The organism is Klebsiella pneumoniae, assembly GCF_000742135.1.
GTDB classification, from domain to species: Bacteria; Pseudomonadota; Gammaproteobacteria; order Enterobacterales; family Enterobacteriaceae; genus Klebsiella; species Klebsiella pneumoniae.
This window is the reverse complement of sequence record NZ_KN046818.1, coordinates 5004165-5020845: the sequence shown is the minus strand read 5'-3', so window position 1 is coordinate 5020845 and position 16681 is coordinate 5004165. Positions and strand designations below refer to the sequence as shown.

14 protein-coding genes are annotated in these 16681 nt (G+C 55.2%); 11 read left to right on the top strand and 3 right to left on the bottom strand.

From position 1 onward, the window contains the following. The first annotated feature begins 512 nt into the window (after positions 1–512). The 10 genes from glmU (at position 513) to DR88_RS02335 (ending at position 12934) form a co-directional block, all read left to right on the top strand. Positions 513–1883 carry a bifunctional UDP-N-acetylglucosamine diphosphorylase/glucosamine-1-phosphate N-acetyltransferase GlmU gene (glmU, locus tag DR88_RS02290; protein WP_004173839.1) on the top strand — a complete coding sequence of 457 codons (1371 nt, stop codon included), beginning with the start codon at positions 513–515 and terminating at the stop codon, positions 1881–1883. Between the two features lie 183 nt (positions 1884–2066). Then, complete coding sequence (gene glmS, locus DR88_RS02295; protein WP_004150309.1) at positions 2067–3896, top strand: glutamine--fructose-6-phosphate transaminase (isomerizing); 1830 nt, start codon at positions 2067–2069, stop codon at positions 3894–3896. Between the two features lie 336 nt (positions 3897–4232). Further along, the gene (gene pstS, locus DR88_RS02300; RefSeq protein WP_004150308.1) at positions 4233–5273 is read left to right on the top strand and encodes a phosphate ABC transporter substrate-binding protein PstS; all 1041 of its coding nucleotides are present in this window, start codon (positions 4233–4235) and stop codon (positions 5271–5273) included. Between the two features lie 128 nt (positions 5274–5401). Further along, a complete protein-coding gene (gene pstC, locus DR88_RS02305) occupies positions 5402–6361 on the top strand; it encodes a phosphate ABC transporter permease PstC (protein WP_004145004.1) in 960 nt (319 codons plus the stop codon). After that, positions 6361–7251, top strand: coding sequence for a phosphate ABC transporter permease PstA (pstA, locus tag DR88_RS02310; protein ID WP_004151547.1), 891 nt, complete (start codon positions 6361–6363; stop codon positions 7249–7251). Before pstC ends, pstA begins: the two co-directional genes overlap by 1 nt. Positions 7252–7298: 47 nt before the next feature. Then, on the top strand, positions 7299–8072 hold the full coding sequence (gene pstB / locus DR88_RS02315; protein ID WP_004145006.1) for a phosphate ABC transporter ATP-binding protein PstB: 774 nt from the start codon (positions 7299–7301) through the stop codon (positions 8070–8072). Positions 8073–8122: 50 nt separating this feature from the next. Beyond that, a complete protein-coding gene (gene phoU, locus DR88_RS02320) occupies positions 8123–8848 on the top strand; it encodes a phosphate signaling complex protein PhoU (protein ID WP_004145007.1) in 726 nt (241 codons plus the stop codon). Positions 8849–9325: 477 nt separating this feature from the next. Then, complete coding sequence (locus DR88_RS02325) at positions 9326–10960, top strand: carbohydrate porin (RefSeq protein ID WP_004150305.1); 1635 nt, start codon at positions 9326–9328, stop codon at positions 10958–10960. A gap of 38 nt (positions 10961–10998) precedes the next feature. Beyond that, the gene (locus DR88_RS02330; RefSeq protein WP_004145104.1) at positions 10999–12165 is read left to right on the top strand and encodes an alpha/beta hydrolase-fold protein; all 1167 of its coding nucleotides are present in this window, start codon (positions 10999–11001) and stop codon (positions 12163–12165) included. Positions 12166–12214: 49 nt separating this feature from the next. After that, entirely contained in the window at positions 12215–12934 is a 720-nt protein-coding gene (locus DR88_RS02335) for a glucosamine-6-phosphate deaminase (RefSeq protein WP_025861343.1), read from the top strand. A gap of 79 nt (positions 12935–13013) precedes the next feature. On the opposite strand, the gene yieH is transcribed toward DR88_RS02335, so the two are convergent. Then, positions 13014–13679: a 6-phosphogluconate phosphatase gene (yieH, locus tag DR88_RS02340; protein WP_004145102.1), complete on the bottom strand. Its 666-nt coding sequence runs from the start codon at positions 13677–13679 to the stop codon at positions 13014–13016. A gap of 169 nt (positions 13680–13848) precedes the next feature. Between yieH and DR88_RS02345 the strand changes: the two genes are divergently transcribed. After that, a complete protein-coding gene (locus DR88_RS02345) occupies positions 13849–15186 on the top strand; it encodes an NCS2 family permease (protein WP_009308842.1) in 1338 nt (445 codons plus the stop codon). 45 nt (positions 15187–15231) lie between these two features. Here the strand turns inward: DR88_RS02345 and DR88_RS02350 are convergent, their stop codons facing one another. Further along, the gene (locus tag DR88_RS02350) at positions 15232–15798 is read right to left on the bottom strand and encodes an NADPH-dependent FMN reductase (protein WP_004151543.1); all 567 of its coding nucleotides are present in this window, start codon (positions 15796–15798) and stop codon (positions 15232–15234) included. A gap of 36 nt (positions 15799–15834) precedes the next feature. Next, positions 15835–16410 (bottom strand): 4'-phosphopantetheinyl transferase family protein, encoded by a 576-nt coding sequence (locus DR88_RS02355; RefSeq protein ID WP_004145098.1) that lies wholly within the window; start codon positions 16408–16410, stop codon positions 15835–15837. Positions 16411–16681: the final 271 nt, after the last annotated feature.

Below are 16681 nucleotides of genomic sequence, written 5' to 3'. Positions count from 1 at the left end.
CGTCAGGAAATCATCATGAAACTGTTCCATAAAATCATCGCTAAATTTAGCGTCCTGAGCTTCTAAGCTCCGCGCTATCTCGCCCGCTGACACGACGTATCGCCCATCAAAACGACAACACTGGCGATGTGAAACCGGGAAAAGAAGGTCACCTGATAGGTGGCCTTTCGTTTTTTATGGATAGCATCAATCACTTTACCGTCCTCCCCCGCCAGCGACTGGCGAATATTTATCCTGGTTCTTCCCGCTGTGGGTGCTGATAAACGCCTGCCGCTGCGGCTTTATTCAGGTGGCGAAAAAACAGCAAAAGCAGTGAGATAGTTAATGATTCTCCACCCCGCCCTCCTTTTTCAGCGTTAAACTGATTTGCAGTGGTTAAAAATAGCGTCATAAAATGGGGTAAAACAGTGAGCCTGGACGTTTTCTCCACGTCTCGTTTTATGATGAAAAATATGTAGAAATTTCAACGTGAAAGGCTTTTACTTTTCGTTCTAACTACCGTCAGGATGAGTATGTCAAATAGTGCGATGAGCGTGGTTATCCTTGCTGCAGGCAAAGGGACCCGCATGTATTCCGATCTTCCTAAGGTGCTTCATACCCTGGCCGGGAAGCCAATGGTGCAGCATGTCATTGATGCCGCTAACGATTTAGGCGCATGTGCGGTACACCTGGTATACGGCCACGGCGGCGATCTGCTGCGTCAGACTCTGCATGAAGACAACCTGAACTGGGTGCTGCAGGCCGAGCAGCTCGGAACCGGGCACGCTATGCAGCAGGCGGCGCCATTCTTCAATGATGATGAAGACATCCTGATGCTCTATGGCGACGTGCCGCTGATCTCCGTTGAGACGCTACAGCGCCTGCGCGCCGCGAAACCACAGGGTGGGATTGGTCTGTTAACGGTGAAGCTGGATGACCCAACCGGCTATGGCCGCATTACCCGTGAAAATGGCCAGGTGACGGGCATCGTTGAGCACAAAGATGCCAGCGAGGCCCAGCGCCAGATCCAGGAAATCAACACCGGGATCCTGATCGCCGGCGGAGCGGATCTAAAGCGCTGGCTGGCGAAACTCACCAATAACAACGCTCAGGGCGAATACTACATCACCGATATCATCGCCATGGCGCACCAGGAAGGACACCAGATCGTCGCAGTGCATCCGCAGCGCCTGAGCGAAGTCGAAGGCGTCAACAACCGCCTGCAGCTTGCGCGCCTGGAGCGCGTCTACCAGGCGGAGCAGGCGGAAAAGCTGCTGCTGGCGGGCGTGATGCTGCGCGATCCGGCGCGTTTCGATCTGCGCGGTACGCTGCAGCACGGGCGCGATGTAGAGATCGATACTAACGTTATTCTGGAAGGCAACGTGGTGCTGGGCGATCGAGTGAAAATCGGCGCCGGCTGCGTGATCAAAAACAGCACCATCGGCGATGACTGCGAAATTAGCCCCTACAGCGTGGTGGAAGATGCCCAGCTGCAGGCGGCCTGCACCATCGGTCCATTTGCCCGTCTGCGCCCGGGCGCCGAACTGCTGGAAGGCGCCCACGTTGGTAACTTCGTGGAAATGAAAAAAGCGCGTCTCGGGAAAGGCTCCAAGGCGGGTCATCTGACCTATCTGGGCGATGCGGAGATTGGCGATAACGTCAATATCGGCGCGGGCACCATCACCTGCAACTACGATGGTGCGAACAAGCATAAAACGATTATTGGCGATGATGTCTTTGTCGGCTCGGATACCCAGCTGGTGGCCCCGGTCACGGTAGGCAATGGCGTTACTATCGCCGCCGGCACCACCGTTACGCGCAATATCGCCGATAACGAGCTGGTGTTGAGCCGCGTACCGCAGGTCCACAAACAGGGCTGGCAGCGTCCGGTGAAGAAGAAATAATTTGGATTATCGCCGGGGAAATTTTCCCGGCGAACCAGGATGAGAGGGTCAACATAGATCCCCGTCCGCAGGCAGTACCATAACAATAACCCCACTCTCTACAAGGCTCGGGGCGCCCGGAAAACGGGCAAATACAGGTCAGCGACAACGCATGGCATATCGCCATTATCAGGAAATTTAACTATGTGTGGAATTGTTGGCGCAGTCGCGCAGCGTGATATTGCTGAAATCCTTCTCGAAGGTTTACGTCGTCTGGAATACCGTGGCTATGACTCTGCCGGTCTGGCAGTGGTCGACAGCGAAGGTCATATGACCCGCGTGCGTCGCCTGGGTAAAGTTCAGATGCTGGCTCAGGCGGTAGAAGAGCAACCGTTACACGGTGGTACCGGGATCGCCCATACTCGTTGGGCGACGCACGGCGAACCGTCTGAGAGCAATGCGCATCCGCATGTTTCTGAACACATTGTGGTGGTCCATAACGGGATCATCGAAAACCATGAGCCGCTGCGCGCCCTGCTGCAGTCTCGCGGCTATGTCTTCGTCACCGAGACGGATACCGAAGTTATCGCCCATCTGGTGCACTGGGAGCTGGAACAAGGCGGTACCTTGCGTGAAGCCGTCCTGCGCGCTATCCCGCAGCTGCGCGGCGCTTACGGTACGGTGATCATGGATACCCGTGACCCGGGAACTCTGCTGGCGGCCCGCTCCGGTAGCCCGCTGGTAATTGGCCTGGGGATGGGTGAAAACTTTATCGCCTCCGACCAGCTGGCATTGCTGCCAGTTACCCGCCGCTTCATCTTCCTCGAAGAAGGCGATATCGCGGAAGTGACTCGCCGTTCGGTGGTGATTTTTGATAAGTCCGCTGCGCAAGTGAAGCGCCAGGAGATCGAATCCAATCTGCAGTATGACGCTGGCGATAAAGGTATCTACCGCCACTATATGCAGAAAGAGATTTTCGAGCAGCCGAACGCGATTAAGAACACCCTGACCGGGCGCATCAGCCATGGCGAAGTGGATCTCAGCGAACTGGGGCCGAACGCCAATGAAATGCTGGCTCAGGTTGAACATATTCAGATAGTTGCCTGCGGGACTTCCTATAACTCCGGGATGGTCTCCCGCTACTGGTTCGAAGCGTTAGCCGGCGTCCCGTGCGATGTGGAAATCGCCTCCGAATTCCGCTATCGCAAGTCCGCAGTGCGTCGCAATAGCCTGATGATCACCCTCTCCCAGTCCGGTGAAACCGCCGATACCCTGGCGGCGCTGCGTCTGTCGAAAGAGCTGGGCTATCTCGGCTCGCTGGCCATCTGCAACGTGCCGGGCTCGTCGCTGGTGCGCGAGTCCGATCTGGCGCTGATGACCAAAGCCGGAACGGAAATCGGCGTGGCCTCGACCAAAGCCTTTACCACTCAGCTAACCGTGCTGTTGATGCTGGTGGCGAAACTGGCGCGACTGAAAGGTCAGGATGCGTCTATCGAGCATGATATCGTGCACGGCCTTCAGGCTCTGCCGAACCGTATCGAGCAGATGCTCTCCCAGGACAAGCGTATTGAGCAGCTGGCAGAGCGCTTCTCTGATAAGCACCATGCGCTGTTCCTTGGCCGTGGCGATCAGTATCCGATCGCTATGGAAGGGGCGCTGAAGCTGAAAGAGATCTCCTACATTCACGCGGAAGCCTATGCGGCGGGCGAGCTTAAGCACGGCCCACTGGCGCTGATTGATGCGGAAATGCCGGTGATCGTGGTGGCGCCGAACAACGAACTGCTGGAAAAACTGAAATCCAACATCGAAGAGGTTCGTGCCCGCGGCGGTGAACTATACGTCTTCGCCGACGGTGAAGCCGGCTTCAACGGTAGCGATAACATGCACATCATTGAGATGCCGCATGTGGAAGAGACCATCGCCCCTATCTTCTATACGGTTCCGCTGCAGCTGTTGGCTTATCACGTCGCGCTGATCAAAGGCACTGACGTTGACCAGCCGCGTAACCTGGCGAAATCGGTAACGGTTGAGTAAAGCATCCTATCCTGCAAAGGGCTGCCGACGGCGGCCCTTTTTATTTGCACCTGCTGTTTTCCACCGATTACGTGCGCAATATTTTGGCTGGCGGTAGATGACAAACGATCGTTTTACGGTCCGATTTCGCCGTCATAAAAAGAAAATTATTTTGTCATTCCACGGTCATGATTAAAGATAACCATCTGAGTTATAAGCGTATTATTTGGCGTAAAATCCACTCTCCCGGCCTGTCATAAAACTGTCATAATTCGTACATTTTACTGTCACCTCTTTGACCTATTTTGCTCACCATAGCCTCGAAACAATGATTTACGAATCCCAGCAGGAGACATTATGAACGTTATGCGTACCACCGTCGCAACAGTTGTCGCCGCGACCTTATCGATGAGCGCTTTCTCTGCCTTCGCAGCAGCAAGCCTGACTGGCGCAGGCGCAACTTTCCCTGCGCCGGTGTATGCCAAATGGGCTGATACCTATCAGAAAGAAACCGGCAATAAAGTGAACTACCAGGGTATTGGTTCCTCTGGTGGCGTTAAGCAGATTATTGCCAACACCGTTGATTTCGGTGCTTCTGATGCTCCGCTGGCTGATGACAAACTGACCCAGGAAGGTCTGTTCCAGTTCCCCACCGTGATTGGCGGCGTGGTACTGGCGGTTAACCTGCCTGGCGTGAAATCCGGCGAGCTGGTGCTGGATGGCAAAACCCTCGGTGATATCTACCTGGGTAAAATTAAAAAATGGGATGACGAAGCGATCGCTAAGCTCAACCCGGGCCTGAAGCTGCCGTCGCAGAACATCGCCGTGGTCCGCCGCGCCGATGGTTCTGGTACCTCCTTCGTTTTCACCAGCTACCTGTCCAAAGTGAATGAAGAGTGGAAATCGAAAATCGGCGCCGGCTCTACCGTAAACTGGCCAACCGGTTTGGGCGGTAAAGGCAACGATGGTATCGCCGCCTTTGTTCAGCGTCTGCCGGGCTCGATTGGTTACGTCGAATACGCTTACGCTAAGCAAAACAACCTGGCCTACACCAAACTGGTCTCTGCCGACGGCAAGCCGGTTAGCCCGACTGAAGACAACTTCGCTAACGCCGCAAAAGGCGTTGACTGGAGCAAGTCTTTCGCTCAGGACCTGACCAACCAGAAAGGCGAGAATGCATGGCCGATCACCTCAACCACCTTCATTCTGGTGCATAAGGCGACGAACAAGCCGGAACAGACCGCTGAAGTGCTGAAGTTCTTCGACTGGGCGTATAAAAACGGCGGGAAAGAAGCGAATGCGCTGGATTACGCGACGCTGCCGGAAAGCGTGGTAGAGCAGGTTCGCGCGGCATGGAAAACCAACGTCAAAGACAGCAGCGGTAAAGCGCTGTACTAACAGTAGATTTTTGACGAAGATGGCGGGGGCGTTCAGGCGCTGCCCGCCCTACGGTTCAGACTGTAGGCCCGGGAGCCAGCGCCACCGGGCATTTATTCGAACAAGTTTTAATACGTAAAGAGTAATCTATGGCTGCAACCAAGCCTGCATTTACCCCTCCGGGGAAAAAGGGTGACATGATTTTCAGTGCGCTGGTAAAACTGGCTGCGCTGATTGTGCTATTGATGCTGGGCGGCATCATCGTTTCCCTGATCATCTCTTCCTGGCCGAGCATTCAAAAGTTTGGCTTTGCCTTTTTGTGGACCAAAGAGTGGGATGCGCCTAACGAGATCTTCGGCGCGCTGGTCCCGATTTACGGAACCCTGGTCACCTCTTTTATCGCGCTGCTGATCGCCGTTCCGGTGAGCTTCGGCATCGCGCTGTTTCTGACAGAATTGTCCCCCGCCTGGCTCAAGCGTCCGCTGGGCATTGCGATTGAGCTGCTGGCGGCAATCCCGAGCATCGTGTACGGCATGTGGGGCCTGTTTATTTTCGCCCCGCTGTTTGCGACTTACTTCCAGGAGCCGGTCGGCAACGTTCTGTCGACCATCCCGTTCGTCGGCGCGCTGTTTGCCGGCCCGGCGTTTGGTATCGGTATTCTCGCCGCTGGCGTCATTCTGGCCATCATGATCATCCCTTACATCGCCGCGGTCATGCGCGATGTTTTCGAACAGACCCCGGTGATGATGAAAGAGTCGGCCTATGGCATCGGCTGCACCACCTGGGAGGTGATCTGGCGCATTGTCTTACCGTTCACCAAGAATGGGGTGATCGGCGGGGTGATGCTCGGTCTGGGCCGCGCGCTGGGTGAAACCATGGCGGTCACCTTTATCATCGGCAACACCTACCAGCTCGACAGCATCTCGTTGTATATGCCGGGGAACAGTATTACCTCCGCGCTGGCTAATGAGTTCGCCGAAGCGGAAACCGGCCTGCACGTGGCGGCGCTGATGGAGCTGGGCCTGATCCTGTTCGTTATCACCTTTATCGTTCTGGCCGCGTCGAAGTTTATGATTATGCGCCTCGCGAAGAATGAGGGGGCACGCTAATGGCGACCATTGAATTGCAAACTACCGCCGAACTGGCGGAGTCCCGTCGCAAGATGCAGGCCAAACGCCGCATGAAGAACCGTATCGCTCTGGCGCTGTCGATGGCTACCATGGCGTTTGGTTTGTTCTGGCTTATCTGGATCCTGATGGCGACGATAACCCGCGGTTTCGACGGCATGAGTCTGGCGCTGTTCACCGAAATGACGCCGCCGCCGAATACGGCGGGCGGTGGACTGGCTAACGCCCTCGCCGGCAGCGGCCTGCTGATCCTGTGGGCAACCGTATTTGGTACGCCGCTGGGTATCCTCGCCGGAATTTATCTGGCGGAATATGGCCGCAAGTCGGTGCTGGCGGAAATCATCCGCTTTATCAACGACATTCTGCTTTCCGCGCCGTCTATCGTGGTGGGTCTGTTCGTCTACACCATTGTGGTGGCGCAGATGCAGCACTTCTCGGGCTGGGCGGGCGTTATCGCGCTGGCGCTGCTGCAGGTGCCTATCGTTATTCGTACCACCGAAAACATGCTGAAGCTGGTGCCGGATAGCCTGCGTGAAGCGGCCTATGCGCTGGGGACGCCGAAGTGGAAGATGATCTCGGCGATCACCCTGAAAGCCTCCGTCTCAGGGATTATGACCGGGATCCTGCTGGCTATCGCCCGTATCGCCGGGGAAACGGCGCCGCTGCTGTTCACCGCGCTGTCCAACCAGTTCTGGAGCACCGACATGATGCAGCCGATTGCCAACCTGCCGGTGACCATTTTCAAATTTGCCATGAGTCCGTTTGCGGAGTGGCAGCAACTGGCATGGGCCGGGGTGTTGATTATCACCCTGTGCGTCTTGCTGCTGAACATCCTGGCGCGCGTTATCTTCGCCAAGAAGAAACACGGTTAATTTTTTGCGGCGCAGCAACTGCTGCGCTGAATGAGGAAGAGATTGAGATGAGTATGGTGAATACAGCTCCGGGTAAGATTTCAGTTCGTAACCTGAACTTCTACTACGGCAAATTCCATGCCCTGAAGAACATCAACCTGGATATCACCAAAAACCAGGTGACGGCGTTTATCGGTCCGTCAGGCTGTGGTAAATCCACCCTGCTGCGCACGTTCAACAAGATGTTTGAACTGTATCCGGAGCAGCGCGCGGAAGGTGAAATCCTGCTGGATGGCGACAACATTCTGACTAACACCCAGGATATCGCCCTGCTGCGCGCTAAGGTTGGCATGGTGTTCCAGAAACCAACGCCGTTCCCGATGTCCATATACGACAATATCGCCTTCGGCGTGCGCCTGTTTGAAAAGCTGTCCCGTGCCGATATGGACGAGCGCGTGCAGTGGGCGCTGACCAAAGCCGCATTATGGAACGAAACCAAAGATAAACTGCACCAGAGCGGGTATTCTCTCTCCGGTGGTCAGCAGCAGCGTCTGTGCATTGCCCGCGGTATCGCGATCCGCCCGGAAGTGCTGCTGCTTGATGAGCCGTGCTCCGCGCTGGACCCGATCTCCACCGGGCGTATCGAAGAGCTGATCACCGAGCTGAAACAGGACTACACCGTCGTTATCGTGACTCACAACATGCAGCAGGCTGCGCGTTGCTCCGACCATACGGCATTTATGTATCTTGGCGAGCTGATTGAGTTCAGCAACACGGATGACCTGTTCACTAAGCCCGCGAAGAAACAAACTGAAGATTATATTACTGGCCGCTACGGTTGATTTGCCCTTGTGCTTTCAGGCTCTCACCAGTTGGGCAATCAGGAGACACCATGGACAACCTAAATCTTAACAAACATATTTCCGGCCAGTTCAACGCTGAACTGGAGTATATCCGCACCCAGGTGATGACCATGGGTGGGCTGGTGGAACAGCAGCTCTCTGATGCCATCACCGCCATGCATAACCAGGACAGCGATCTGGCGAAACGCGTCATCGACGGCGACAAGCAGGTCAACATGATGGAAGTGGCTATCGATGAAGCGTGCGTGCGCATCATCGCCAAGCGCCAGCCGACCGCCAGCGACCTGCGCCTGGTGATGGCGATCATCAAGACTATCGCTGAGCTGGAACGCATTGGCGACGTGGCGGATAAAATCTGCCGCACCGCGCTGGAGAAGTTTTCCCAGCAGCACCAGCCGCTGCTGGTGAGCCTCGAATCGCTGGGCCGCCACACGGTGCAGATGCTGCATGACGTACTGGATGCGTTTGCGCGTATGGATCTCGACGAAGCGGTACGTATCTATCGCGAAGATAAGAAAGTCGACCAGGAGTATGAAGGCATCGTGCGTCAGCTGATGACCTACATGATGGAAGACTCGCGCACTATCCCCAGCGTCCTGACCGCGCTGTTCTGCGCGCGCTCCATCGAGCGTATCGGCGACCGCTGCCAGAATATCTGCGAATATATTTTCTACTTCGTCAAAGGTCAGGATTTCCGTCACGTTGGCGGCGATGAGCTGGATAAACTGCTCGCTGGCAAAGATCCGAAAGAGTAATAATCATTCTGTCTAATTCTGGTAAATGGATTTATCAGAATTAGATATGTTTTACCCCGCGGCTGCGAGATTGCTGAGATTATCGTCACAATTAACAATCTGTCCGTTTGAGTTATTCATTTTATCGCGTAACAATCAGCTGCCACTCACTGAGTTTTAACGCTCAGGATGGTTTAAACGGATTGTGACTGCGACAGCAGGCAAAACCTGATATTGCTCCTGGGGGCGATATCAGGTTTTTTGTTTTATGCGGGCCAATAATGGCTGAATGAGGGTTGCTACCGCGATGCGCGGGCAAAACCTGAAGAGGATTATCTGCCAAGGCAGATGGTCTTCTTCAGGTTTTTTTGTTTTTGTCTAACCGCAAAAATAACAGCCGTCGCGACGTCAAACGGTATGGATACGGCTATTAGCACCGGCACGGAATAGGGTTGTTGTCGTGTTTTATTTACGCCAATGATTATATAAGGGAATATTATGATGAGAAAAAACAGGATCGCTTCGGCGATAGTCTTGCTGGCGCCACTTTGTTATTCAACTAATCTGCTAGCGAGCCAGTTGACGGTGGAACAACGGCTTGAGCTGCTGGAAAAAGCGCTCAAAGACACGCAAAAAGAGCTCAAAAAATACCAGGACCAGGAAAGAAAAAGAGACCAGATTTGGGCCTCATGGTCTCCACCTGCGGAAGGTCAGAAGCGCAAGACCGGGGGGGCGACCGCCGGGCCGAAAACGGCGGTTAAACCGGATGCGGTGCTGGTTAAAAATCAACAACCTGTCACCGATGGCGCGCCAGCCTACAGCGCGATGACGCTGAAAGACTTTAGCAAGTTCGTGAAAGATGAAATTGGCTTTAGCTATAACGGCTACTTCCGTTCCGGCTGGGGGACCGCCTCGCACGGCTCGCCAAAATCATGGGCGATCGGTTCGCTTGGCCGCCTGGGTAATGAATATTCCGGCTGGTTCGATCTGCAGCTGAAGCAGCGGGTGTTTCAGGAAGGCGATAAACGCGTCGACGCCATCGTGATGCTCGACGGGAACGTCGGCCAGCAGTATTCCACTGGCTGGTTTGGTGACAATGCCGGCGGCGAAAACTACATTCAATTCTCGGATATGTATGTTAACACCAAAGGGTTCCTGCCGTTTGCGCCGGAAGCCGATTTCTGGGTTGGCAAACACGGGGCGCCAAAAATTGAAATCCAGATGCTGGACTGGAAAACGCAGAGAACCGATGCGGCGGCCGGCGTAGGGCTGGAAAACTGGCAGGTGGGCGCCGGGAAATTCGATATCGCGTTGATTCGCGAAGATGTCGATGATTATGACCGTTCTTTAAGCAATAAGCAGCAAATTAACACCAACACCCTGGACGTTCGCTACAAAGAGATTCCGCTGTGGGATAAAGCCAGCCTGATGGTTAGCGGACGCTATGTCGCCGCCAACCAAAGTTCCTCTGAGAAATATAAAGAGGGCAATGAAGGTTATTATCCGTGGAAAGATACCTGGATGGCTGGTACCTCGTTAACGCAGAAATTTGCTAACGGCGGCTTTAACGAATTCTCTTTCTTACTGGCCAATAACTCTATTGCCAGCAGCTTCTCACGCTATGCCGGATCCAGTCCCTATACCACCTTTAATGGCCGCTATTATGGCGATCATACCAATGGCACCGCCGTGCGCTTAACCTCGCAGGGGGAAACCTATTTACGCGATGACGTTATTATGGCGAATGCCATCGTCTACTCTTTTGGTAACGACGTCTATAGCTACGAAACCGGGGCCCACTCCGATTTTGAATCTATCCGTACGGTTCTGCGACCGGCTTATATCTGGGATAAATATAACCAGACCGGCGTCGAGCTGGGGTACTTCAAACAGCAAAACAAAGATGTTACCGGCAAGAAATATAACGAGTCCGGCTACAAGACCACGCTGTTCCATACCTTCAAAGTCAATACCAGTATGCTGACCTCGCGCCCGGAAATTCGTTTCTATGCCACCTATATTAAAGCGAAGGATATTGACCTGGATAAGGCCGCGAATAATACCACCAGCATTTTTGAAGACGGGAAGAACGATCAGTTTGCCGTGGGGGCGCAGGCGGAAATCTGGTGGTGAGACGATAACTGAACGGACACAACGAAAGAGGAACAACGATGAAACGACATGCAATTTATTTCGCCCTGGCGCTGGCGGGCGCGGCGTTTACCCTCCAGGCGGCGCCATTACCCGCGATGCCGGACCCAAGCCTGCCGGTGAGCCACTTTATCACCCAGGTTAACGCGGATAAGAGTATCACTTACCGCTTGTTTGCCCCTGATGCCCGGCGGGTCTCGATAGTGACTGGCGCCACGCCGGACTCCTTTGTCTCGCACGACATGACCAAAGCAGCGGACGGAGTCTGGACATGGAAAAGCGAGCCGATGAAGCCCAATCTCTATGAATACTATTTCGATGTGGATGGCTTCCGCTCGGTAGATACCGGCAGCCGCTATCAGAAGCCGCAGCGCCAGGTGAACACCAGTTTGATTCTGGTGCCGGGCAGTATTCTTGACGATCGGGAGGTTGCGCATGGCGATCTGCGCACCCTCACCTATCACTCGAAGGCTCTGAACGCCGAACGTCGTCTCTATGTCTGGACGCCGCCGGGCTATAGCGGAACCGGCGATCCGCTGCCGGTGCTCTATTTCTATCATGGCTTTGGCGACAGCGGCCTGTCGGCCATCGATCAGGGGCGGATCCCGCAAATCATGGATAACCTGCTGGCGGAGGGCAAGATTAAGCCGATGCTGGTGGTGGTCCCGGATACCGAAACCGATATCCCGGAAGCGGTAGCGGAAAACTTCCCGCCGCAGGAGCGGCGCAAAACCTTCTATCCACTTAATGCGCAGGCGGCGGATAAAGAGCTCATGCAGGATATTATTCCGCTGATCGATGCCCGATTTAACGTGCGTAAAGATGCCGACGGTCGGGCGCTGGCGGGCCTCTCGCAGGGCGGTTATCAGGCGCTGGTTTCCGGAATGAATCATCTGGAGAGCTTTGGCTGGCTCGCCACCTTTAGCGGCGTTACGACTACCACGGTGCCGAATGCCGGCGTGGAAGCGCAGCTGAAGCAGCCTGACGCGATCAATAAGCAGCTGCGTAACTTTACCGTGGTCGTCGGGGAAAAAGATTCTGTGACCGGTAAAGACATTGCTGGTCTGAAAAGCGAGCTGGAAAAACAGCAGATTAAATTTGATTACCACCAGTATCCCGGCCTGAACCATGAAATGGACGTCTGGCGCCCGGCCTACGCCGAGTTTGTGCAAAAACTGTTTAAATAACCTTTAGGGGGCCTTCAGCCCCCGTTTTGTGCTTGTGAAGGACGACAAGATGAAAATGATTGTGACCGAAGATTATGAAGAGATGAGCCTGGTCGCCAGCCATCATGTTCTGGGCTATATCACGGCGCCGCGGCGGGTGAATCTGGCGGTGACGGCGGGGAGCACGCCAAAGCGGATGTATGAGCATTTGACCGCCGCCGTGAAAGGCAAAGTATTCTATGATCGGGTGCACTATTACAACTTCGATGAGATCCCTTTTCGCGGCCAGTCGCGAGAAGGCGTCACGATATCTAATTTGCGCCAGCTGTTTTTTACCCCGGCGCAGATCAAAGAAGAGAACATTCACAAGCTGACGCTGGACAACGCCGCTCAGCACGATCGCCATCTGGAAAAGGCTGGCGGTCTGGATCTGATGGTGCTGGGGCTGGGGGCCGACGGCCATTTTTGCGGCAACCTGCCGAATACCACCCGCTTTCATGATCAGACGGTCGAAGTGCCGATTCATGGGGAAATGATTGCTCTTATCGCTAACAGCGAGATGGGCGGGGATATCTCGGCAGTACCAGACAGCTATGTCACCATGGGGCCGAGAAGCGTGATGGCGGCGAAAAATTTATTGCTAATTGTCAGCGGTGCGGCAAAAGCGCACGCGTTAAAGCAAGTGGTGGAAGGTCCGGTCAGCGTGCAGGTGCCGGCTTCAGTGCTCAAATTGCACCCTTCACTGGTGATTATTGCCGATAAAGCGGCGGCGGCGGAATTGCAGCAATAAAAAGCCGCTAGTTCTATTCCCCGCTTACGCAGACGCATAGCGGGGGGGCATCGATGCCAACGTGCCGCTCACCAGGCCCTTAACGCGTGATATCCCAGCCGCGCGCCTGCCACAATGCCGGCAGCTCTGCCAGATCGGTAAAGGTCGTCACTTTGGGATGATCGATCGGCTGGTTGTGCGGATCGGCGCAGAAATAAAACACTTCCATGCCGGCGGCAATCCCCGACTGAGCGCCGGCGCTGGAGTCATCCACCAGAATACAGTTTTCGGCTTTTACCTGCATGGCCTCTGCCGCATGAAACATCAGCGCTGGGTCGGGCTTCCAGCGCTGAATATCGTAGCCGCTGTACAAGCGGTCAGTGAAATGGCGCAGCAGGCCGGTGCGTCCGAGCGAGTGCTGCATCTTACTGACTGGGCCATTGGAAACCACGCACATCGGGACGCTTACCGCATCCAGCAGCGCCTGGGCTCCGGGAATCACCTCCAGCTCGCTATCGAACAGGCGAGCGACCTCCGCCCGGTAAATCGGCTCCAGGGTGGCCTTTTGCAGATTAACGCCATACTCAGCGTTGATGGTGTCGATAATTTCGTACAGCTTCACACCTTTGAAGCGCTTAAAAATCTCGGCGAGGTCCAGCGTAATGCCGAATTCCTGAAACATGTGAACGTAGGCGCGGGAGCAAATCACCTCGCTGTCGACCAGCGTGCCGTCACAGTCAAAAAATACTGCTTCTGGTTGAGTCATAGCCTTTCCATATTAACAAGTTTAACGTTTTCGTAATGCTCAATGCCGCGACGCAATCGTTGCCGTATAAGCAAAATAAATGAAAAAAATTACCATACAACCGCGCCTGGTGCCGTAATTTGGTATAGGATAGCCTCGAATTTTCCCTCCTTACGTTCGGAAACCGATAATGAGTCAACAACAAACCAGCCAGTCTTCTGGCGAGGGTCTGCTGGAGCGCGTATTTAAGCTGCGCGAGCACGGCACCACGGTGCGCACCGAAGCCATCGCCGGTTTCACCACGTTCCTGACGATGGTGTATATCGTTTTTGTTAACCCACAAATTCTTGGCGTAGCGGGCATGGATACCAGCGCCGTGTTTGTGACCACCTGTCTGATTGCCGCTTTCGGCAGTATCCTGATGGGTCTGTTCGCGAACCTGCCGGTCGCCCTGGCGCCGGCGATGGGCCTGAACGCCTTTTTCGCCTTTGTGGTGGTGCAGGCGATGGGGCTGCCGTGGCAGGTGGGCATGGGCGCCATCTTCTGGGGCGCCGTGGGCCTGCTGCTGCTGACCATCTTCCGCGTACGTTACTGGATGATCGCCAATATTCCGCTTAGCCTGCGTGTAGGTATCACCAGCGGTATCGGCCTGTTTATCGGCATGATGGGCCTGAAAAACGCCGGGGTGATTGTCGCCAATCCGGAAACGCTGGTCAGCATTGGTCATTTGACTTCCCACAGCGTACTGCTGGGCGTGCTGGGCTTCTTTATCATCGCGATTCTGGCGTCGCGCAACATTCACGCCGCGGTACTGGTCTCTATCGTTGTGACCACCCTGCTGGGCTGGATGCTGGGCGACGTGCATTACACCGGGATCGTCTCGGCGCCGCCGAGCGTGGCTTCGGTGATTGGTCAGGTCGATCTGGCGGGTTCCCTGAACCTGGGCCTGGCCGGCGTGATCTTCTCCTTTATGCTGGTCAACCTGTTTGACTCCTCCGGGACGCTGATTGGCGTGACGGATAAAGCGGGTCTCGCGGATGCCAACGGTAAATTCCCGCGCATGAAGCAAGCGCTGTTTGTCGATAGCGTCTCGTCGGTGGCGGGCTCCTTCATCGGTACCTCGTCGGTGACGGCCTATATCGAATCTTCTTCCGGCGTTTCCGTGGGCGGGCGTACCGGCCTGACCGCCGTTGTCGTTGGTATCCTGTTCCTGCTGGTTATTTTCCTCTCTCCGCTGGCGGGGATGGTTCCTGGCTATGCCGCCGCGGGCGCGCTGATATACGTCGGCGTGCTGATGACCTCCAGCCTCGCGCGCGTGAAGTGGAGCGACCTGACCGAGGCGGTGCCTGCGTTCATCACCGCAGTGATGATGCCGTTTAGCTTCTCGATCACCGAAGGTATCGCCCTGGGCTTTATCTCTTACTGCGTGATGAAGATCGGTACCGGCCGGCTGCGCGAGCTCAGCCCGTGTGTGATTATCGTTTCGCTGCTGTTCGTGCTGAAAATTGTCTTTATCGATGCACATTAATCCGCACGCATGATGAAAAAGCCCGGCAGCGATGCCGGGCTTTTTTTATGCTTTAACCCGCCGAATATAGTCGCCGAAAGCGGTCAGTTGGCCGCGCAGATGGTCGAGGGTGCTTTGATCGACCACTTCACCCGCCTGCGGATCCACTTTGTTCTGGATGACGCCGCCCATAAATTCCGGTTTATTCATTACCATCGCATCAAGGAAGACCAGAATCTGCCGCAGATGATACTGGCAGCGCGCACCGCCGATGGCGCCCATTGAGCTGGTCTGAATCAGTACCGGTTTGCCGGACAGCGGCTGCTCGGGCAGGCGTGACAGCCAGTCGATGGCGTTTTTCAGGCCGCCAGGCACGGAATAGTTATATTCTGGAGTGACTATCACTACCCCATCCGCCTCGCGGATCTGTTGCGCAATCTCCTGCACGCGCTGCGGAAAACCTTCTTCCTCCTGCATATCAGCATCGTACAGCGGGATATCACCGATCGACGGCAGCGCGGAGATATCCATGCCCGCTGGCGCGATGCCGGGCAGGGTGCGCGCGACCATTCCATTAAACGACCCTTTACGCAGGCTGCCGAGTAACGTAACCACTTTCAAGGTATCTGACATGATTGCTCCTTTGGATCATGATGCCGGCAAGACCGGTCAATTGAGGGATAAGGTTTTTTCCATGGGTAAGCTGGTAAAGCGCATCAGGCGGGCTGACGGTTCGCGTGCGCGCTGCTGCGCATCCGCCAGGCTGCGCCAGTCACCTCCCTTAGCATCATATTCCCAGACCTTCAGCGAGCCGATGTTCGGGGTAGCGGCAATGGACCATACCAGCAGCGATTCGGCGTCACATACCGCTTCGATTGGCTGACTGCCGGCGGTGCGCAGGCGGCCAGAGCCGGGCAGCAGCTGCAGCTGCGTTGATGCTTCGCCGGTCAGCTTTAGCACGCTGCGGCGCAGCGCTACCAGCTGGCTGCGCGCTTCGTCCGGATCATGCTGTATGTTAATCCACAGATTCTCATTGTTGCTGAAATTGTGCCGGTCGGCGTCGTGGCTGCGGACAGTGCGCTGCAGTTCCATGTCGAGGCCACAATCCCCCTCGGTGGTGAGGGCAACACCAACGATATTGCCAGTATAAGCGATCGAAAAGCGGGGGAGTTGGCGATCGCTAAAAACCGGTCGGCCATTGGCTTCGTTGATGATTTCAGGCAGCTCGCTGATGCCGTAAAGCATAAACAGCAGCTCGGCAAGCAGCGAGCGCGACGCGCAAAAGCGAGCCTGGCGATATGTCGGGAGAAGACGTGCGGATTGATGACAGGCCGCTGACAAACGTGTCGATAGCGGCTCCCCGGTACTGAGTATCCCTCTTGCAAAATGCGTTGCCATACGTCGCTCCGTGAGTAATGGTCTGGATAAAACTGCGGGCGCTATTATCGCCTGGTATTAACAGGTTTTAATGCCGAAATCCCCCATTGAAAAGGGAATTTGTTTGAATTTTACAAAT